Here is an 18,069-nt window from a genome sequence, read left to right as displayed (position 1 = left end):
TCATCAAAGGACATTACCATGCGTATCGTTGTTGCATTGGGCGGCAACGCCCTGCTTCGTCGCGGCGAGCCCATGACCGCTGACAACCAGCGCGCCAATATCCGCACCGCCACCGAACAGATCGCCAAGATTCACCCTGGCAACGAGCTGGTCATCGCCCACGGCAACGGCCCGCAAGTGGGTCTGCTGTCGCTTCAGGCCCTGTCGTACAAGCCAGACGAGGCCTACCCGCTGGACGTGCTGGGTGCCGAGACCGAGGGCATGATCGGTTACATGATCGAACAGGAACTGGGCAACCTGCTGGACTTTGAAGTGCCGTTCGCCACCCTGCTGACCCAGGTGGAAGTGGACGCCAACGACCCTGCCTTCAAGGACCCGACCAAGTTCATCGGCCCGGTCTACAGCAAGGAAGAGGCCGAGCGCCTGGCCAAGGAAAAGGGCTGGGTGGTCAAGGCCGACGGCGACAAGTACCGCCGCGTGGTAGCCAGCCCGAAACCCAAGCGCATCTTCGAAATTCGCCCGATCAAGTGGCTGCTGGAAAAAAGCAGCATCGTGATTTGCGCAGGCGGTGGCGGCATCCCCACCATGTACGATGAAAACGGCAAGCTCAAAGGCATCGAGGCGGTGATCGACAAAGACCTGTGCTCGGCGCTGCTGGCCGAGCAATTGGAAGCCGACCTTCTGATTATCGCCACCGACGTCGATGCAGCCTACATTGACTGGGGCAAGCCGACGCAGAAGGCCATCGCCCAGGCCCACCCGGACGCGTTGGAAACGCTGGGGTTTGCCGCCGGCTCCATGGGGCCGAAGGTGCAGGCCGCCTGCGACTTTGCCCGCAACACCGGCAAGGTGGCGGTGATCAGTTCGCTGGAGAACATCGAAGGCATCGTCAAAGGCAAAGCCGGCACTCGGGTTTCCACCGAGAAGCCGGGGATCAGCTACCGTTGAATGCAGTCGGCGGGCTTACGCGGCCTGCCATTTTCGACCTTCCAAAGGAGATAGCCATGGCCCAGTATCAGCCCGGTCATGTACACATTGAGCGCTCTGCGCTGAACAACGCCGACCACAGCTATGACCTGAACATCGAGTACGAAGCTGTGTCGGACCCCAAGGAAGGCAGAGGCATTCAGTTCCACATGCATGGCAGCATCGAAGGCAAAACGGTGGAAGAAAAGTTCTTCCTGGCCAAGGACCAGGCCTTGCCCAGCTTCCTCATGCTGCTGACCCGCAAGGCGCAGTCGTATCTGGCGCCGCCGAAGAAATTCGAGACCCTGAGTTCGCCGCACAAGCTCTATGACCATATGTTTGCGGACATCCGCGAAAAGCTCGACGTGAAATCGGGCGACCCGATCAAACCTGAACATCTGGAGTGACCCTTTTCGCGAGCAAGCCCGCCCCTACAGCAGCAACCCTGCGGGAGCGGGCACGCCCGCGAATGCGCCACCGCCGACCTTGGGCCTGAACCCCGTCTCAGGGCATACTGGCGGCCTCCGTTGCCAACTGTTCGAACCCCATGCGCATCCACGTCAGCTTCATCGACCGCGTCGGCATCACCCAGGAAGTCCTCGCCCTGCTCGGTGCCCGCAACCTCAACCTGGACGCCGTGGAGATGGTCCCGCCGAACGTCTACATCGACGCCCCCACCCTCAGCCCCGCCGTACTTGAAGAACTGCACGACGCGCTGTTCGAAGTACACGGCGTGCAATCGGTGGACGTGGTCGACATCCTCCCCGGCCAGCGCCGCCACCTGCAGCTCGATGCCCTGCTGGCCGCCATGAGCGACCCGGTGCTGGCGGTGGACAGCGCAGGCCTGGTGCTGTTGGCCAACCCGGCGCTGATCGAACTGTGCGGCCGCGAATCTGCCGGGCGCTCGGTGGGTGAGCTGTTTGGCGACCCCGCGCTGCTGCAGGCGCTGCTGGACAACAACTTCCACCTGCCCATGCGCGAAATGCAGCTGAACGGCCATAGCCTGCTGCTGGACGCCATGCCGATTACCAACGCCGGTGGCCTGCTGACGCTGTACCCCCCCTCGCGCATGGGCGAACGCCTGTCGGCCTTGCACCACGACCACGCCGAAGGCTTCGATGCCTTGCTTGGCGAGTCGCCGGCCATCCGCACCCTCAAGGCCCGCGCCTTACGCGTGGCTGCGCTCGATGCACCGCTGCTGGTGCATGGCGAGACCGGCACCGGCAAAGAACTGGTCGCCCGCGCCTGCCATGCCGTCAGCAGCCGCCATGCGGCCCCGTTCCTGGCCCTGAACTGCGCCGCGCTGCCCGAGAGCCTGGCCGAAAGCGAGCTGTTCGGCTACGCGCCCGGGGCCTTTACCGGCGCGCAACGAGGTGGCAAGCCTGGGCTGATGGAACTGGCCAACCAGGGCACCGTGTTTCTCGATGAAATTGGTGAAATGTCGCCCTACCTGCAGGCCAAGCTGCTGCGTTTTCTCAGCGATGGCAGCTTCCGCCGGGTGGGTGGCGACCGTGAAGTGAAGGTGGATGTGCGCATCATCAGCGCCACCCACCGCGATCTGGAGCGCATGGTCGCCGAAGGCAGCTTTCGCGAAGACCTGTTCTACCGCCTGAACGTGCTTAACCTGGAGGTACCGCCGCTTCGCGACCGTGGCCAGGACATCCTGATGCTGGCGCACTTCTTCATGCAGCAGGCGTGCACGCAGATCCAGCGCCCAGCCTGTCGGCTGACCCCCTCCACCCATTCGGCACTGCTGGCCAACCCTTGGCCGGGCAATGTGCGCCAATTGCAGAACGTGATCTTTCGCGCCGCGGCTATCTGCGAGGGCAACCTGGTGGATATCGGCGACCTGGACATCGCCGGCACCTCGGTGGCACGCGGGCAAGATGGCGAAGTGGCCAGCCTGGAACAGGCTGTAGGTGATTTCGAGCGCGAGCTGTTACAGCGCTTGTATGCCAGCTACCCGTCAACACGGCAACTGGCCGGGCGCTTGCAAACTTCGCACACGGCTATCGCGCAGAGGCTGCGTAAATATGGAATACCCGGGAAACCATGACGGCTGTGGTCAAAACCCATAATTGAATCGGACTTTTCCTAGCCGCTCAGCCACATGTGACTGGAGTGCTCCCCGTAGAATGGCGACATTGCAATTTTGCTTGTCACCCTGAACGAAGAGTACCCTGATGTTCGAACTCGATTTTTACGGGACACTGGTAGCCGCCTCGTTGGTACTGCTACTGGGACGCGGCCTGGTTGCACGCATTGGTTTCCTGCGCGCATACAATATCCCGGAGCCTGTTGCAGGCGGCCTGGTCGTTGCCCTGTTACTCCTGGCATTGCGCAGTTTCGATGTACACGTCCAATTCGATACCTCGTTGCAAACACCGTTGATGCTGGCATTCTTCGCTACCATCGGCTTGAGTGCAGACTTCGCAAGCCTGAAGAAGGGGGGACGCGTGGTCGCCGTATTCCTTCTGGTTGTGACGGGTTTGCTAATGGTTCAGAACGCCATGGGCATCGGCCTGGCAACCGCACTGGGGCTCGACCCGCTGATGGGCCTGCTGGCCGGTTCGATCAGCTTGTCGGGTGGCCACGGTACAGGCGCTGCCTGGGGCGCGACCTTCACTGAGCGGTTCGGCCTGGCTTCGGCTTCGGAACTGGCAATGGCCTCTGCCACTTTCGGCCTGGTGTTGGGCGGTTTGATCGGTGGGCCAGTCGCCCGGTTGCTGATCAAACGGGTCGAAACACCTGGCGTGCAAGAAGAGGCACCGCAGTTACCCAAGGGCTTTGAACAACCCGACAAAGAGCGCCTGATCACATCGTTTTCATTTATAGAAACCTTGGCACTTATTGCGGTCAGCTTACTGACGGGCACATTACTTAATGGCTTGTTGAAAGGCACAGCATTCGAACTACCGACCTTCGTTTGCGTACTCTTCGTCGGTGTAGTGTTGCGCAATGGGCTTCGGGCTTTAGGCGTTTACAAAGTATTCGAACGGGAAGTGTCGGTACTGGGCAATGTGAGTTTGTCCCTGTTCCTGGCCATTGCCTTGATGTCGCTCAAATTGTGGGACCTGGCAGCCCTGGCGTTACCCTTCTTTACCTTGTTGGCCGCGCAGACACTGGTCATGGCGCTGTTCGCAATCTTCGTGACGTTCAAGGTAATGGGGCGCAACTACGATGCAGCAGTCCTGGCTGCCGGCCACTGTGGCTTCGGCCTGGGTGCTACACCGACAGCCATCGCCAACATGCAGGCGGTGACACAACGCTATGGTGCCTCGCACCTCGCCTTCCTGGTGGTGCCGATGGTGGGGGCGTTCTTCATCGACATCATCAATGTCATCGTGATCAAGCTGTACCTGGCATTGCCCTGGTTTGTTGCGGGTTAAGCGATCTCACGCTCCCCTTGAATGACATCGTTCTGAGTGGCGTGGGGCCTGCCGGTACAGCCTACCAACGCAGCATGCGGGGGCCCCACCAGGCACCGAATACCGTCGGCACGAGTATGCCTAGGACATACCACACACCCCAGAACGGTACGCCCATTTCCGGACAATGCAGGCAGTAGGCAACCGTTGCGGTCGAGCCCGCCAGCAGGCCACCGGCAGCGCCCGCTTGCCGTAACCGGGTGGGCGCCAGACCTTTCAGTGCCCAGAACACGGTGACAAAGGCCGGCACCGACAGCAACGTGATATTCAGTGCGCAGGTACGCCATGTGCGCCCGAACAACAGGTCGGCGCGCGCCTCCACAGGCGCCCCGGCGATGCTGACCGCCGCCCCGCACCAGACCAGCAGCAGTGGCAAGCCAAGCATCTTCCAGCCTGCAGCGCCCTTCCCTCCTGGCCTGGCCAAGCGGCTCGTCAACCACAGCCCGATCAACGCCAAGCTGGTTGGAAAGGCGACTTTGCCCCAGAACAACGGGGTTTGTGCGACCTCTGTGATATCACTGCGTACACCGTAAAGGGTAATTGTCAGCAGCAGTGCGGCGGTCAGCCCGCCCAGCACAGCCACTGCCATCCGATTGCAAACGGCGTGGCGCGGTACTGGCCCTTCGCCTGCAGCCAGCAAGGCGATCAAATCGTCAGTCTTCATGGTTGTTGGCTCCTCCAATCAGCCTGGATAGCGCTTTCAGACCTCGATGTATCCCCACCTTTACCGCTGAACTGGAAAGCCCGGTAAGTTGTGCCGTCTCCTCGACGGACAACCCCTCCAGCTTGACATGAACAATCGGCAGTCGCTGCCGCTCTGGCAGTTGCTTGAGCAGCTTGGTCAGGTCTCGGCTGGCCTCGGCTGATTCAACCTCCGAGACGGCAAACAGTTGCGCATCATCGTCCAGCACATCATGCCGGGCGTCGCGACGTGAAACACTTCGCAGATGATCCGCCAGCTTGTAACGGGCGATCGCCTGCACCCAGGCGGTCAACGGCTGCTGCGGCTGGTACGTGTGGCGCGCGTTATGCACCGCCAGCAGCACATCCTGCACCATGTCCTCTATCTCGGCCGGGCGCCTGCTCAGACGGCTGCGCAGAAACGCACGTACATGCAGCGCAAGCGTGCCAAGAAAATCCTGATAGGCCAGCTGGTCGCCTGTCAGCCCCCGAAGCAACAGTGCTTTCAACCGGGCCTCGCGAGCCTCGAGCTCATCCTGTGAGTTAGTTCGCTGCATGGGTCGCCTGGGTTACACCCTGAATACAATTGACTTGATTCATCCGCTCCCGGCGTGTGGCACGCAGGTGCTGCAAATATGCCATGCCCTTGGCTTCAACATCAGGTCGTGAAGACACGCCCTGAAAAAATTTCTTCCAAGGCTGTAACCCGTTTTACGCAAGGCACGAACTACTCCATGAGCCGCCGGTAAAGACCACGGCCACATTCTCAGGAGATTGACCCATGAAAACCCTCGCCCTCACCACTGCAGCACTCGCTCTCGCCTCGCTTGCAGGCGTTGCCATGGCGGCCGACAGCACGCAACCCGCAGGCAGTGGCGCTGCCATGGAGAAATGCTACGGCGTCGCCATGGCAGGAAAGAACGATTGCAAGGCCGGCGCCGGTACCAGCTGCGCCGGCAGTGCGAAGAAGGACTACGACGGCATGCACTGGAAAAACGTCCCCGCCGGCACCTGCACATCGATCAAGACACCTGCCGGCATGGGCTCGCTGACACCTCAAAAGTCTTGATCAGGGGAAACCGACCATGAACGCAGACGCACGAATGGGCGCCGGAATCAGCCTGAAGGCCGAGCACTACGACCAGGCGCTGGCGTGCAATCTCGAAGGGCTCTGGTTTGAGGTTCACCCGGAGAACTACATGGTCGGTGGCCCTCGCCTTGCCTGGCTGAACCGAATCGCAGCACTTCACCCGGTCTCATTGCATGGTGTAGCACTTTCGCTTGCGGCTGACGCGCCCCCCGATCAGGACCATTTGCAGCGTCTGCGCGCACTGTGCGATCAGATCGAACCGGTACTTGTGTCAGAGCACCTGGCCTGGTCCACCTGGCAGGGGCACTACCATCCAGACCTGCTGCCATTTCCCCGCAGCAACGAAGCCCTGCAGCGCATCGCTGAAAACATCCAGCGATGCCAGGAGGTATTGGGCCGGCGTATATCCATCGAAAACCCCAGTCATTACTTGCAGCTGCAGGGCCATGACTGGGACGAGATCGACTTTCTTGACGAACTGACACGTCGCACCGGTTGTGGCCTGCTGCTGGACATCAACAACGTCTATGTGAGTGCTCACAATCTGGGGTTTTCGGCAACTGCCTACCTGGACCGCTTTCCAGCGCAAGCCATCACAGAAGTTCATCTGGCCGGGCACAGCGATGATGACCAAGGCAGCCTGTTGATCGACTCTCATGATGCACAGGTGGCCGAGCCTGTGTGGGCGCTGTACCGCCAACTGGTTTCCCGTGTCGGCCCGCGCCCGACACTCATTGAACGTGACGACAAGCTTCCCCCGTTCACCGAGCTGCTTGCTGAACGGTCCATCGCACAGTCGATCATGACTTGCCCGGGTGTATTGCCATGAACCTTTCCCTTGGTCAGTTCCAGCACGCGTTCATCGAGGCACTCTATTCCCGTCCTGCTCCCCAGCTTTCGGGAGTGACCGAACAGGCGGCGTTCGCGGTTTATCGCAACACGGTGCTGGCCGGCTGCGTGGATGCGCTGCGCGCAAACTTTCCGAGCGTGTGCACACTCGTCGGGCGCGCCTGGATGGATGAGGCCGCGGCAGTTTACGCGCGGCAATTCCCCCCCAGCGATCCCCGGCTGATCTGCTATGGCGCAACCTTCCCGGATTTCCTCGAAGACATTCAGTCACAGCACGCTGTGCCGTATCTGGCGGATGTCGCCCGCCTGGACCTGCATTGGACAGAAGCCTTCAGCGCGCCGTACGAAACGTGCCTGAACCTTGTCGAACTGGCAGGCATGACCCCCAGTGATCTTGATCACGGTTGCTTGCCCCCCCGTGCCAGTGCTCGCTGGTACTGGTGCGAAGCGCATCCTGTGTACACCCTGTGGCGCTGCGCCCGCGAGCAGGTTGCGTGGCCCCATGACCAGCCATGGGTGGGCGAAGGGGTGCTGTTTGTCGGCACCGCTGATGGCGTATCCCATCAGCCGCTGGGGAAAGGTGGCCATGCGTTTCTCAAGGCCTGTGCGGCCGGACAGTCGCTGATGCAGGCCTCGGAACTGGCGCAACACGCTGAAACCGACCTGGATTTCACCGAGATGCTCGGGCGCCTGATGACAGCCCAGGCTTTTCGCCCACTCGCCTTCACAGGAGAACACCCTCATGGCTAGTGCCGACTTCACGCCCCCGGCCAGCAGCCTGCGGCGCGCCTGGAACCACATTGCACAGAGCCTCGAGCACCGTTTGAGCGATGACCTGTTGTGCCTGGTCGCCCGGTTCGGGATCGCCTCGGTATTCTTTCTTTCCGGACGCACCAAAGTGGAGGGTTTCCTCACCCTTACACCCAGCACCTATGAGCTGTTCCGCACCGAGTACGCGCTGCCGCTACTCTCACCCTGGCTTGCAGCGCACCTGGCCGCCTACGCTGAGCACTTGTTCCCGCTATTGCTGGTGCTCGGGCTGATGACCCGGCTATCAGCGCTGGCACTGCTGGGCATGACGTTGGTGATCGAAGTGTTCGTCTACCCCGATGCGTGGCCCACCCACCTGACCTGGGCAGGGCTCTTGCTGCTCCTGGTCGCCCGTGGCGCCGGCGCGTTTTCGCTGGATCATTTGCTGAAAGTGAGATGACCGGAGGCCATTGGCACCAGGCCTGCCGGACACCATGTGTATCGTTTTCAATACGTCGCAACGAAAACGATACACACCCTCCTCGACGTGGGTGCACAAGGGTTTGATGCTCAAACCCTTTTCCTCCCATGAGCACCTGTAACGATATCATTCCATACAAAAAATACGGCTTCTCCGCTTATTTACGTAACATATTGATAAATAAGAAGTTTTATAGGTTGGCCGCATTATTGCTAAGGGAATCCTACCCTAAGAGCGCGGCGCCACCGCGCCCCCAACGCCCTGCTTCCCGAGGATTCCCCATGAGCGAGTTGCGTTTCACTGAAGATCACGAATGGCTGCGCGTCGAAGCCGATGGCAGCGTCACCGTGGGCATCACCGCCTACGCCCAGAATGCCCTGGGCGACGTGGTTTTCGTGCAACTGCCAGAGTTGCAGCAGTATGAGAAAGGCAGCGAAGCGTCCACCGTCGAATCGGTCAAGGCCGCCAGCGGCGTGTACATGCCACTGACGGGTGAAGTGGTCGAGGTCAACGGCCAGCTTGAAGACAGCCCGGAACTGGTCAACGAAGACCCGATGGGCGAAGGCTGGTTCTTCCGCTTCATCCCTGCCGATGCAGAAGCCGTCACCGCTCTGCTCGACCAGGACGCCTACGACCGCCTGCTCAAAGCCAACGACGACGCCTGAGGAATCCCACCATGACCATCAACCTCGGCACCGCCAACGAATTCATCGCCCGTCACATAGGCCCGCGCGCCGCTGACGAACAGGCCATGCTCACTGCACTGGGCTTCGACTCGCTGGACGCCATGACCGCTGCGGTCATCCCCGACAGCATCAAAGGCACCAGCGTGCTTGGCTCGCACGACGGCCAGAGCGAGGCCGACGCACTCGCCGCACTCAAGGCCATCGCCAGCAAGAACCAGCTGTTCAAAAGCTACATCGGCCAGGGCTACTACAACACCCACACCCCGGCACCGATCCTGCGCAACCTGCTGGAAAACCCGGCCTGGTACACCGCCTACACCCCGTATCAGCCAGAAATTTCCCAGGGCCGCCTGGAAGCGCTGCTGAACTTCCAGACCCTGATCAGCGACCTCACTGGCCTGCCTATCGCCAACGCCTCCTTGCTCGACGAAGCCACTGCTGCGGCCGAGGCCATGACCTTCTGCAAGCGCCTGTCGAAGAACAAGTCCAGCCATGCCTTCTTCGCCTCCGTGCATTGTCACCCGCAAACCCTTGACGTGCTGCGCACCCGTGCCGAGCCGCTGGGTATCGAGGTTGTGGTTGGCGACGAACGCGAGTTGGGCGACGTCAGCGCCTTCTTCGGCGCCCTGCTGCAATACCCGGCCAGCAACGGTGAAGTGTTCGACTACAGCGAGGTCGTGCAGCGCTTCCACGCGGCCAACGCCCTGGTCGCCGTAGCAGCAGACCTGCTGGCCCTGACCCTGCTGACCCCACCGGGCGAGTTCGACGCCGACGTGGCCATCGGCAGCGCCCAGCGCTTCGGCGTGCCACTGGGCTTCGGTGGCCCGCACGCGGCTTACTTCGCCACCCGCGACGCGTTCAAGCGCGACATGCCTGGCCGCTTGGTCGGCGTGTCGATCGACCGCTTCGGCAAAACCGCCCTGCGTCTGGCCATGCAGACCCGCGAGCAGCACATCCGCCGCGAAAAGGCCACCAGCAACATCTGCACCGCCCAGGTGCTGCTGGCCAACATCGCCAGCATGTTCGCCGTGTACCACGGCCCTGCCGGCCTCAAGCGCATTGCCGAGCGCACCCATGCCCTGACCGCGATCCTCGCCGCCGGCCTGAAGGCGCTGGGCGTACAAGTGGTGGGCGCCAGCGCCTTCGATACCCTGACCCTGGCCACCGGCACTGCCACCGCCAGCCTGCATGACAAGGCACGCGCCCAGGGCATCAACCTGCGCCAGATCGATGCCGCCCATGTGGGCCTGTCTCTGGACGAAACCAGCACTCAGGCTGACGTCGAATCGCTGTGGCAGCTGTTGGGTGGCGAGCAGGCACAGCCTGACTTCACCGCACTGGCCGCCAGCACCGGTTCCCTGCTGCCTGCCGCCCTGCTGCGCCAGTCGGCCATCCTCGAACACCCGGTATTCAACCGCTACCACAGCGAAACCGAGCTGATGCGCTACCTGCGCCGCCTGGCCGACAAGGACCTGGCGCTGGACCGCAGCATGATTCCGCTGGGCTCGTGCACCATGAAGCTGAACGCCGCCAGCGAGATGATCCCGGTCACCTGGGCCGAGTTCGGCAACCTGCACCCATTCGCCCCGGCCGAGCAGAGCCAGGGCTACCTGCAGATGACCACCGAACTGGAGGCCATGCTGTGCGCGGCCACTGGCTATGATGCCGTGTCGCTGCAGCCCAACGCCGGCTCGCAGGGCGAATACGCCGGGCTGTTGGCGATCCGCGCCTACCACCGCAGCCGGGGTGAAGGCCACCGCGATATCTGCCTGATCCCGTCGTCGGCCCATGGCACCAACCCGGCCACCGCACACATGGCTGGCATGCGTGTCGTGGTTACCGCCTGTGACGCCCGTGGCAACGTCGATGTCGAGGACCTGCGCGCCAAAGCCATCGAGCACCGCGAGCGCCTGGCCGCAATCATGATCACCTACCCGTCGACCCACGGCGTGTTCGAGGAAGCGATCGGCGAAATCTGCGCGATCATCCACGACAACGGTGGCCAGGTGTACATCGACGGCGCCAACATGAACGCCATGGTCGGACTGTGCGCACCCGGCAAGTTCGGCGGCGACGTTTCCCACCTGAACCTGCACAAGACCTTCTGCATCCCGCACGGTGGTGGTGGCCCGGGCGTAGGCCCGATTGGCGTCAAGTCGCACCTGGCGCCGTTCCTGCCAGGCCATGCACAGCTGGAAAACACCCAAGGCGCGGTATGCGCTGCGCCGTTCGGTAGCGCCAGCATCCTGCCCATCACATGGATGTATATCCGCATGATGGGCGGTGCCGGCCTCAAACGTGCCTCGCAGATGGCAATCCTCAACGCCAACTACATCGCCCGCCGCCTGGAAGAGCACTATCCTGTTCTGTATACCGGCGGTAACGGCCTGGTGGCTCACGAGTGCATTCTCGACCTGCGCCCACTGAAGGACACCAGCGGCATCAGTGTCGACGACGTGGCCAAGCGGTTGATCGACTTTGGCTTCCACGCCCCGACCATGTCCTTCCCGGTGGCTGGCACGCTGATGATCGAACCGACCGAAAGCGAGTCCAAAGAAGAACTGGACCGCTTCTGCAACGCGATGATCCAGATCCGCGAAGAAATCCGCGCGGTGGAGGACGGTAGCCTGGACAAGGACGACAACCCGCTGAAAAACGCACCGCACACTGCGGCTGAGCTGGTTGGCGAATGGACCCATGGCTACAGCCGCGAGCAGGCGGTATACCCCCTGGCGAGCCTGGTGGAAGGCAAGTACTGGCCGCCGGTCGGCCGGGTCGACAACGTGTTCGGCGACCGCAACCTGGTGTGCGCCTGCCCGTCGATCGAGAGCTATCAGGACGCCTGATAGCCCCTCCCCGCCACCTGGCTTGAGTGGCGGGCTCTGTGTAGGCGCGGGTCTACCCGCGAATGCGAGGGTGGCAATACCACCGCATTCGCGGATAAACCCGCGCCTACAGGGCTCAACGTCCGCCCAACAAACTGGCAGGAGGTCAACATGTCACTGAGCGTCTTCGACCTGTTCAAGATCGGCATCGGCCCCTCCAGCTCCCACACGGTCGGCCCGATGCGCGCCGCTGCGCGGTTTGCCGAAGGGCTGCGCCGTGACGGCCTGCTGGCCCGCACTGCCAGCGTCAAAGCCGAGCTGTATGGCTCACTGGGCGCCACAGGCAAAGGCCACGGCAGTGACAAAGCCGTGCTGCTGGGCCTTGAAGGCGAACACCCGGACATTATCGACACCGACAGCATTCCCGCCCGCCTGCAGGTCATCCGCGACAGCGGACGCATCAACCTGCTGGGCGAACACAGCATTGCGTTTATCGAAAAGCAGCACCTGGCGATGATCCGCAAGCCGTTGGACTACCACCCCAACGGCATGATATTTCGCGCCTTCGACGACGCAGGCCTGCAAATCCGAAGCCGCGAGTATTACTCGGTAGGCGGTGGTTTCGTGGTCGACGAGGACGCTGCCGGCCATGACCGCATCGTCGAAGACACCACGGTGCTGGCCTATCCGTTCAAGACCGCCAAGGCGCTCCTCGGCCACTGCACCGCGCATGACCTGTCGGTGAGCCAGGTCATGCTGGCCAACGAGACCGCCTGGCGCCCTGAAGCAGAAACCCGAGCCGGGCTGCTGCGCATCTGGCAGGTGATGCAAGATTGCGTCGCGGCAGGTTGCCAGCATGAGGGCATATTACCGGGAGGGCTCAAGGTCAAACGCCGCGCACCGGCCCTGTACCGCCAACTGAGCGGCCACCCGGAAGCCAGCCTGCGTGATGCCCTGTCAGTGCTCGACTGGGTCAACCTCTACGCCTTGGCGGTGAACGAGGAAAACGCCTACGGCGGTCGTGTGGTCACCGCCCCTACCAATGGTGCAGCGGGCATCGTCCCGGCAGTCCTTCACTACTACATGCGCTTCGTCCCCGGTGCCAGCGAGGACGGGGTGGTGCGCTTTCTGCTCACCGCCGCAGCCATCGGCATCCTGTACAAGGAAAACGCCTCCATCTCCGGGGCCGAAGTGGGCTGCCAGGGCGAGGTCGGCGTTGCCTGTTCGATGGCCGCCGGTGCGCTGTGCGAAGTGATGGGCGGTAGCGTGCAGCAGGTGGAGAACGCAGCCGAAATAGGCATGGAACACAACCTGGGCCTGACCTGCGACCCGATCGGCGGCCTCGTACAGGTGCCCTGTATCGAGCGCAATGCCATGGGCTCGGTGAAGGCCATCAACGCGGTACGCATGGCCCTGCGCGGCGACGGGCAGCACTACGTGTCGCTGGACAAGGTCATCCGCACCATGCGCCAGACCGGCGCCGACATGAAAAGCAAATACAAAGAGACCGCCCGTGGCGGCCTGGCCGTCAACATCATCGAATGTTGACCCAACAATGACAGCAAGGAGTCATCGATGTCCGAAACACTGCTCAAGACCCCACTGCATGCCTTGCACCTGGAACTGGGTGCACGCATGGTGCCGTTCGCCGGCTACGACATGCCGGTGCAGTACCCGCTGGGCGTGCTCAAGGAACACCTGCACACCCGCGAACAGGCCGGCCTGTTCGACGTCTCGCACATGGGCCAGATCGTTCTGCGTGGCGCTGACGCCGCCAAGGCGCTGGAAAGCCTGGTACCGGTGGACATCATCGACCTGCCGGTGGGCATGCAGCGTTATGCCATGTTCACCAATGAGCAAGGCGGCATTCTCGACGACCTGATGGTGGCCAACCTGGGCGAGGACACCCTGTTCCTGGTAGTCAACGCCGCCTGCAAGGAGCAGGACCTGGCTCACCTGCAATCCCACATTGGCAACCGTTGCGAGGTGCAGCCGCTGTTCGAGGAGCGTGCCCTGCTCGCCCTGCAAGGCCCGGCTGCAGTCAAGGTGCTGGAACGCCTGGCTCCAGAAGTGGCCGGCATGACCTTCATGCAGTTCCGCCGAGTAACACTGCTGGGTGTGGACTGCTTCGTCAGCCGCTCGGGCTACACCGGCGAAGACGGCTACGAGATCTCGGTACCGGTCAACGCTGCCGACGCCCTGGCTCGCCGCCTGCTGGCCGAGCCGGAAGTACAGCCGATCGGCTTGGGCGCACGCGACTCGCTGCGCCTGGAAGCTGGCCTGTGCCTGTATGGCCACGACATGAACAGCGAGACTACGCCGATCGAAGCCAGCCTGCTGTGGGCAATTTCCAAGGTGCGCCGTGCCGAGGGTGCACGCGCTGCCGGCTTCCCGGGTGCCGAGACGATCTTCGCCCACGTGCGCGATGGTGTTGAGCGCAAACGTGTCGGCCTGTTGCCGCAGGAGCGTACGCCTGTTCGTGAAGGTGCGGACATTGTCGACGCAAACGATAAAGCGGTAGGCAAAGTGTGCAGCGGGGGCTTTGGCCCGACACTCGCCGCACCTGTCGCAATGGGTTATATCGATAGTGAACATGCTGCACTCGACACCGCACTGTTTGCCGTGGTGCGTGGAAAGAAGGTGGCCTTGAAAGTCAGCAAAATGCCTTTCGTGACACCACGTTACTACCGTGGCTGAAACAGCTTTGTGAAGGTTTTGGGCAGCGTCGACATATTCGTTTTCGAACCTGCCCAATAACTTTTGAACATGGCGCCAGGCCAGGCGCCATGCCGTTTCCGACAAATCGGTCGGTTATCGGCAAGCGGCCAGTTTTCCATACGACCAAGGGCTTGTTTTTCGCTCGGGAGTTGGCGTAGAGTCACTGCACTGTGTTTGCATGGGTCGCAACAGTTCGTGACCTGGGCCAGTAGCCGAGATTTGCTACAACCCGTTCGACGTCTCTTACTTCCTGCAACCCAGCCCAGTAATCTTTCGCTTACAAAAAAGTGCGAAAGAAACTGTCATCAAAATTTAAGCTTCATAGGAAATAAGACAATGGCTGAGCGTCAGAACGGTACCGTCAAGTGGTTCAATGACGAAAAAGGTTACGGCTTCATCACCCCAGAAAGCGGTCCGGATCTGTTCGTGCACTTCCGCGCTATCGAAGGTAGCGGCTTCAAAAGCCTGAAAGAAGGCCAGAAGGTTACCTTTGAAGCAGTTCAGGGCCAGAAAGGCATGCAGGCTGACAAGGTTCAACCTGTCTGATCCAGCGCCAGACTTTGAAAAGCCCCTGCCAAGTGCAGGGGTTTTTTTTTGCCCGTAGAATAGCAGGCTCGTCTTCTGGAGCTGTCCTGCATGTCCAAGCCTCTGCTCACACCCCAGGGTGATTTTCCGCCGGTCGGCCTGGGCCGGCGCCTGGCAGCGATGTTCTATGACTTTCTACTGTGCACCGCGCTGCTGATCGTGACCGCCGGCGCCTACAAGATGATTCAGATGTCGATCATCGGCGAAGCACGTATGCGCGAGCTGACCGAGGCCGGTGCACTGGATGGCGACCCATTGCTGTCTACGGTACTGCTGTTTGCCCTGTTCGGCTTCTTTGCCAAGTTCTGGACCCACGGTGGGCAGACGCTGGGTATGCAGGTATGGGGCGTTCGGGTGCAGAATGCCGATGGCTCGGCCATCAGCCTGTGGCAGGCGCTCTTGCGGTTCGTCGTGTCGATTGCCTCGTGGCTGTGCCTGGGGCTGGGTTTTTTCTGGGTGCTGATCGACAAGCGCAAGCGTGGTTGGCATGACATCTATTCGGAAAGCCAGTTGGTGCGGGTACCTAAACAGAAGAAATGAGCCAGAGGATTGGCGTTGCCGGTTCGGGCCCTTTCCTGACGCCCGCGCGATACTTGTAGGCGCGGGTTTACCCGCGAACGGGCCGGGCCAGATAAACAGCCATGAAAAAGCCGACCCTGAGGTCGGCTTTCTTGTGCAGCTCTGGCTATTACCCTGCCCGGCGCAACAACCACACACCGGCCAAGGCACAGATGCCCGCCGGTATCACCACCGCCAGCAGCGGTGGGAAGCCGAATACCTGGCTCGAAGGCCCGAGCAGGTCCTGGCCAATGCGAAACACGAAGCCCACCAGCACACCCGTGAACACGCGCTGACCAAGGGTAACCGAACGCAGCGGGCCAAAGATGAACGAGATCGCCATCAGCACCAGGGCCGCCGTTACCATCGGCTGCAACACCTTGGTCCAGAATGCCAGCCAGTATCGGGAGTTGTTCAGGCCCTGGTCAGACAGGTAGTGGATGTAGTCCCACAAGCCGGTAATCGAAAGCGACTCCGGCGCGAGGATCACGGTATTGAGCAGTTCTGGGGTGAGCGAAACATCCCAGCGCTCCTCCGGCGCGTTGACCACCTCGGTGTGGTCGCCACGGAAATAGGTGGTACGCACATCAGCGAGCAACCAGTGGTCGTTCTGGTACTGCGCACGGCGGGCAAAGCTCGAGGTGACAATCTTGCGCTCGCTGTCGAAGCGGTAGCGCGTCACGCCCAGCAGCAGGCCATTGGGCTGTACGGCGTTGATGTGCACATACTCCTCGCCCTGGCGGTGCCACATGCCACGTTTGGAACTTTGTGCTTCACCACCACCTTGGGCCAGGGAACGGTCGGCCTGAGCCTTGTTCTCGGTCACCGGTGCCACATATTCGCCAATCAGCAGCCCCACCAGCATCAGCACCAGCATGGGTTTCATCACCGCCCAGACGATACGACCGATGGACACGCCGGCCGCACGCATGATGGTCAGCTCGCTGCTGCTGGCCAGACTGCCCAAGCCGATCAGGCAACCGATCAGGGCGGCCATTGGCAGCATTTCATACAGCCGCCGAGGTGCGGTAAGCAGGACAAAGTTGCCTGCCTCCAGCACCGTATAGGTGTCACTCAGGTCGCCCATCTCATCGATGAAGGCGAAAAGCGAAGCCAGGCCGAGGATGATCCCCAGCACGGCCAGAATGGCCAGCAGCACGCTCTGGCCGATGTAGCGATCGAGCTTAGCCATGGGCCACCTCCGCACGGCGGGCGGCGCGTTTGAGGCGCAGCGGCTCCCAATACATCAGGCCAAGGCCTATCAGCAGGAACAAGCCGTGTACCCACCACATGCCCAGGGCGATCGGCAGTTTGCCCTTCTCGAGGGCGCCGCGTACGGAAATCAGCATTGTCAGGTAGGCCATGTACAGAAGAATTGCCGGCAGCAGCTTGAGGAAACGGCCCTGGCGCGGGTTGACCCGCGACAGCGGCACCGCCAGCAGGGTGACGACGAACACCAGGATCGGCAGCGACAGCCGCCATTGCAGCTCGGCGCGCTCACGCAGGCCCTCCTTGCCGATCAGTTCGACGGTGGGAATAGCTTCGCGCTCGGTCACTTCCTCGGCGACTTCCGGCTTGGGCAGCAGCACGCCGTAGGTGTCATATTTGATGGCGCGGTAGTCGGCCTGGCCCGGGTTGCCGTCGTAGCGGTAACCGTTTTCCAGCACCAGGTAGCGGTTGCCGTCGGCCTGGATTTCCTGGTGGCCCTTCTCGGCGACCAGCACCGAGGGGGCGCGGTCCTTGGTCTTGTCCTGATTGAAGCGCTTCTCGGAGATGAACACCCCGCCCAGGTTGATGCGGTCATCCGACAATTGCTCGGTATAGGTTACCCGCGAACCATCACGCAAGGTCTGGAAGCGGCCCGGCACCAAGGTGTCGAACTCGGTCAGGGCATCCTGCTGGCTGATGATCTGCTGCACCTGGGCCACGCCCAGCGGGGCCAGGCTCAGGCTCAACCAGGCCACCAGCAGGGCAACCAGGGCAGCCGGCGCCATGGTCATGCCCAGCAGGCGCTGCTGGCTCATGCCAGTGGCCGACAGCACGGTCATCTCACTTTCCAGGTACAGGCGCCCGTAAGCCAGGAGGATGCCGAGGAACAGCCCCAGAGGCAGGATCAGTTGCAGGAAGCCTGGCAAGCGGAAGCCCATGATCAGGAACAACACGCCAGGGTCGAGCACGCCCTGGGCAGCCTGGGCCAGGTACTTGATGAAGCGCCCGCTCATGATGATCACCAACAGCACAGCGCTGACGGCGCTCAAGGTGACCAGGACCTCGCGGGACAGATAACGAAAGACGATCAAACCAGACACTCCTGGGTTGTCAGGGCGGACTGCCATGCAATGGCGCCAAACAATGACTTAGTACATCCAAGACCAATGCCGGTTCGCCAAAGGCGAACCTCCATGTAAAGTGCGCGCATTATCCTGTGATTGACCGCCCCTGTCACTTGGCC

18 protein-coding genes are annotated in these 18,069 nt (G+C 61.8%); 14 read left to right on the top strand and 4 right to left on the bottom strand.

Features of this window, described 5'->3' with window-relative positions; translation table 11 throughout:
* Window positions 1-18: 18 nt before the first annotated feature.
* From arcC to gltS, 4 genes are all read left to right on the top strand, one after another.
* Entirely contained in the window at window positions 19-948 is a 930-nt protein-coding gene (gene arcC / locus LMH93_RS05335) for a carbamate kinase (RefSeq protein ID WP_004575648.1), read from the top strand.
* Window positions 949-1,004: 56 nt separating this feature from the next.
* On the top strand, window positions 1,005-1,373 hold the full coding sequence (locus tag LMH93_RS05330; RefSeq protein ID WP_003255077.1) for a DUF5064 family protein: 369 nt from the start codon (window positions 1,005-1,007) through the stop codon (window positions 1,371-1,373).
* Between the two features lie 140 nt (window positions 1,374-1,513).
* Window positions 1,514-3,022 (top strand): sigma-54-dependent transcriptional regulator, encoded by a 1,509-nt coding sequence (locus LMH93_RS05325; protein WP_003255078.1) that lies wholly within the window; start codon window positions 1,514-1,516, stop codon window positions 3,020-3,022.
* 127 nt (window positions 3,023-3,149) lie between these two features.
* Window positions 3,150-4,355, top strand: coding sequence for a sodium/glutamate symporter (gltS, locus tag LMH93_RS05320; RefSeq protein WP_014860118.1), 1,206 nt, complete (start codon window positions 3,150-3,152; stop codon window positions 4,353-4,355).
* Between the two features lie 61 nt (window positions 4,356-4,416).
* Here gltS and LMH93_RS05315 read toward each other — a convergent pair whose 3' ends face one another.
* Both LMH93_RS05315 and LMH93_RS05310 read right to left on the bottom strand, forming a co-directional pair.
* Window positions 4,417-5,058: a DUF1109 domain-containing protein gene (locus LMH93_RS05315; protein ID WP_230064891.1), complete on the bottom strand. Its 642-nt coding sequence runs from the start codon at window positions 5,056-5,058 to the stop codon at window positions 4,417-4,419.
* Window positions 5,048-5,632 (bottom strand): sigma-70 family RNA polymerase sigma factor, encoded by a 585-nt coding sequence (locus LMH93_RS05310; RefSeq protein ID WP_003255081.1) that lies wholly within the window; start codon window positions 5,630-5,632, stop codon window positions 5,048-5,050. The genes LMH93_RS05315 and LMH93_RS05310 overlap by 11 nt, the downstream gene beginning before the upstream one ends.
* 224 nt (window positions 5,633-5,856) lie before the next feature.
* Here LMH93_RS05310 and LMH93_RS05305 point away from each other — a divergent pair, with 224 nt between their 5' ends.
* From LMH93_RS05305 to LMH93_RS05260, 10 genes are all read left to right on the top strand, one after another.
* The gene (locus LMH93_RS05305) at window positions 5,857-6,144 is read left to right on the top strand and encodes a BufA1 family periplasmic bufferin-type metallophore (protein WP_003255083.1); all 288 of its coding nucleotides are present in this window, start codon (window positions 5,857-5,859) and stop codon (window positions 6,142-6,144) included.
* Between the two features lie 16 nt (window positions 6,145-6,160).
* The gene (gene bufB, locus LMH93_RS05300) at window positions 6,161-6,994 is read left to right on the top strand and encodes an MNIO family bufferin maturase (protein WP_230064890.1); all 834 of its coding nucleotides are present in this window, start codon (window positions 6,161-6,163) and stop codon (window positions 6,992-6,994) included.
* Window positions 6,991-7,764, top strand: coding sequence for an HvfC/BufC N-terminal domain-containing protein (locus tag LMH93_RS05295; protein WP_230064889.1), 774 nt, complete (start codon window positions 6,991-6,993; stop codon window positions 7,762-7,764). The genes bufB and LMH93_RS05295 overlap by 4 nt, the downstream gene beginning before the upstream one ends.
* A complete protein-coding gene (locus LMH93_RS05290; RefSeq protein ID WP_230064888.1) occupies window positions 7,757-8,224 on the top strand; it encodes a DoxX family protein in 468 nt (155 codons plus the stop codon). The genes LMH93_RS05295 and LMH93_RS05290 overlap by 8 nt, the downstream gene beginning before the upstream one ends.
* A 302-nt stretch (window positions 8,225-8,526) precedes the next feature.
* A complete protein-coding gene (gcvH, locus tag LMH93_RS05285) occupies window positions 8,527-8,910 on the top strand; it encodes a glycine cleavage system protein GcvH (protein ID WP_003255087.1) in 384 nt (127 codons plus the stop codon).
* A gap of 11 nt (window positions 8,911-8,921) precedes the next feature.
* Window positions 8,922-11,777: an aminomethyl-transferring glycine dehydrogenase gene (gene gcvP / locus LMH93_RS05280; protein WP_230064887.1), complete on the top strand. Its 2,856-nt coding sequence runs from the start codon at window positions 8,922-8,924 to the stop codon at window positions 11,775-11,777.
* Window positions 11,778-11,927: 150 nt separating this feature from the next.
* Window positions 11,928-13,304: an L-serine ammonia-lyase gene (locus LMH93_RS05275; RefSeq protein ID WP_004575653.1), complete on the top strand. Its 1,377-nt coding sequence runs from the start codon at window positions 11,928-11,930 to the stop codon at window positions 13,302-13,304.
* 27 nt (window positions 13,305-13,331) lie between these two features.
* Window positions 13,332-14,453 carry a glycine cleavage system aminomethyltransferase GcvT gene (gene gcvT, locus LMH93_RS05270; RefSeq protein WP_230064886.1) on the top strand — a complete coding sequence of 374 codons (1,122 nt, stop codon included), beginning with the start codon at window positions 13,332-13,334 and terminating at the stop codon, window positions 14,451-14,453.
* A gap of 357 nt (window positions 14,454-14,810) precedes the next feature.
* Window positions 14,811-15,020 (top strand): cold-shock protein, encoded by a 210-nt coding sequence (locus tag LMH93_RS05265; protein WP_003255093.1) that lies wholly within the window; start codon window positions 14,811-14,813, stop codon window positions 15,018-15,020.
* A 90-nt stretch (window positions 15,021-15,110) separates the two neighbouring features.
* The gene (locus tag LMH93_RS05260; RefSeq protein WP_003255094.1) at window positions 15,111-15,599 is read left to right on the top strand and encodes an RDD family protein; all 489 of its coding nucleotides are present in this window, start codon (window positions 15,111-15,113) and stop codon (window positions 15,597-15,599) included.
* Window positions 15,600-15,747: 148 nt separating this feature from the next.
* Here LMH93_RS05260 and lptG read toward each other — a convergent pair whose 3' ends face one another.
* Both lptG and lptF read right to left on the bottom strand, forming a co-directional pair.
* On the bottom strand, window positions 15,748-16,809 hold the full coding sequence (lptG, locus tag LMH93_RS05255; protein WP_003255095.1) for an LPS export ABC transporter permease LptG: 1,062 nt from the start codon (window positions 16,807-16,809) through the stop codon (window positions 15,748-15,750).
* Window positions 16,802-17,917 carry an LPS export ABC transporter permease LptF gene (gene lptF, locus LMH93_RS05250; RefSeq protein ID WP_003255096.1) on the bottom strand — a complete coding sequence of 372 codons (1,116 nt, stop codon included), beginning with the start codon at window positions 17,915-17,917 and terminating at the stop codon, window positions 16,802-16,804. Before lptF ends, lptG begins: the two co-directional genes overlap by 8 nt.
* Between the last annotated feature and the right edge of the window lie 152 nt (window positions 17,918-18,069).

This window comes from Pseudomonas sp. CIP-10 (assembly GCF_020911845.1).
GTDB classification, from domain to species: Bacteria; Pseudomonadota; Gammaproteobacteria; order Pseudomonadales; family Pseudomonadaceae; genus Aquipseudomonas; species Aquipseudomonas alloputida.
Note: the sequence above shows the minus strand (reverse complement) of the source record. Positions and strands in the feature narration are given on the sequence as shown.

Excerpts from the sequence above, each read along its gene's own strand:
- arcC (WP_004575648.1), top strand. The coding sequence starts at position 19 with ATGCGTATCGTTGTTGCATTGGGCGGCAACGCCCTGCTTCGTCGCGGC.
- LMH93_RS05330 (WP_003255077.1), top strand. The coding sequence starts at position 1,005 with ATGGCCCAGTATCAGCCCGGTCATGTACACATTGAGCGCTCTGCGCTG.
- LMH93_RS05325 (WP_003255078.1), top strand. The coding sequence starts at position 1,514 with ATGCGCATCCACGTCAGCTTCATCGACCGCGTCGGCATCACCCAGGAA.
- gltS (WP_014860118.1), top strand. The coding sequence starts at position 3,150 with ATGTTCGAACTCGATTTTTACGGGACACTGGTAGCCGCCTCGTTGGTA.
- LMH93_RS05315 (WP_230064891.1), bottom strand. The coding sequence starts at position 5,058 with ATGAAGACTGACGATTTGATCGCCTTGCTGGCTGCAGGCGAAGGGCCA.
- LMH93_RS05310 (WP_003255081.1), bottom strand. The coding sequence starts at position 5,632 with ATGCAGCGAACTAACTCACAGGATGAGCTCGAGGCTCGCGAGGCCCGG.
- LMH93_RS05305 (WP_003255083.1), top strand. The coding sequence starts at position 5,857 with ATGAAAACCCTCGCCCTCACCACTGCAGCACTCGCTCTCGCCTCGCTT.
- bufB (WP_230064890.1), top strand. The coding sequence starts at position 6,161 with ATGAACGCAGACGCACGAATGGGCGCCGGAATCAGCCTGAAGGCCGAG.
- LMH93_RS05295 (WP_230064889.1), top strand. The coding sequence starts at position 6,991 with ATGAACCTTTCCCTTGGTCAGTTCCAGCACGCGTTCATCGAGGCACTC.
- LMH93_RS05290 (WP_230064888.1), top strand. The coding sequence starts at position 7,757 with ATGGCTAGTGCCGACTTCACGCCCCCGGCCAGCAGCCTGCGGCGCGCC.
- gcvH (WP_003255087.1), top strand. The coding sequence starts at position 8,527 with ATGAGCGAGTTGCGTTTCACTGAAGATCACGAATGGCTGCGCGTCGAA.
- gcvP (WP_230064887.1), top strand. The coding sequence starts at position 8,922 with ATGACCATCAACCTCGGCACCGCCAACGAATTCATCGCCCGTCACATA.
- LMH93_RS05275 (WP_004575653.1), top strand. The coding sequence starts at position 11,928 with ATGTCACTGAGCGTCTTCGACCTGTTCAAGATCGGCATCGGCCCCTCC.
- gcvT (WP_230064886.1), top strand. The coding sequence starts at position 13,332 with ATGTCCGAAACACTGCTCAAGACCCCACTGCATGCCTTGCACCTGGAA.
- LMH93_RS05265 (WP_003255093.1), top strand. The coding sequence starts at position 14,811 with ATGGCTGAGCGTCAGAACGGTACCGTCAAGTGGTTCAATGACGAAAAA.
- LMH93_RS05260 (WP_003255094.1), top strand. The coding sequence starts at position 15,111 with ATGTCCAAGCCTCTGCTCACACCCCAGGGTGATTTTCCGCCGGTCGGC.
- lptG (WP_003255095.1), bottom strand. The coding sequence starts at position 16,809 with ATGGCTAAGCTCGATCGCTACATCGGCCAGAGCGTGCTGCTGGCCATT.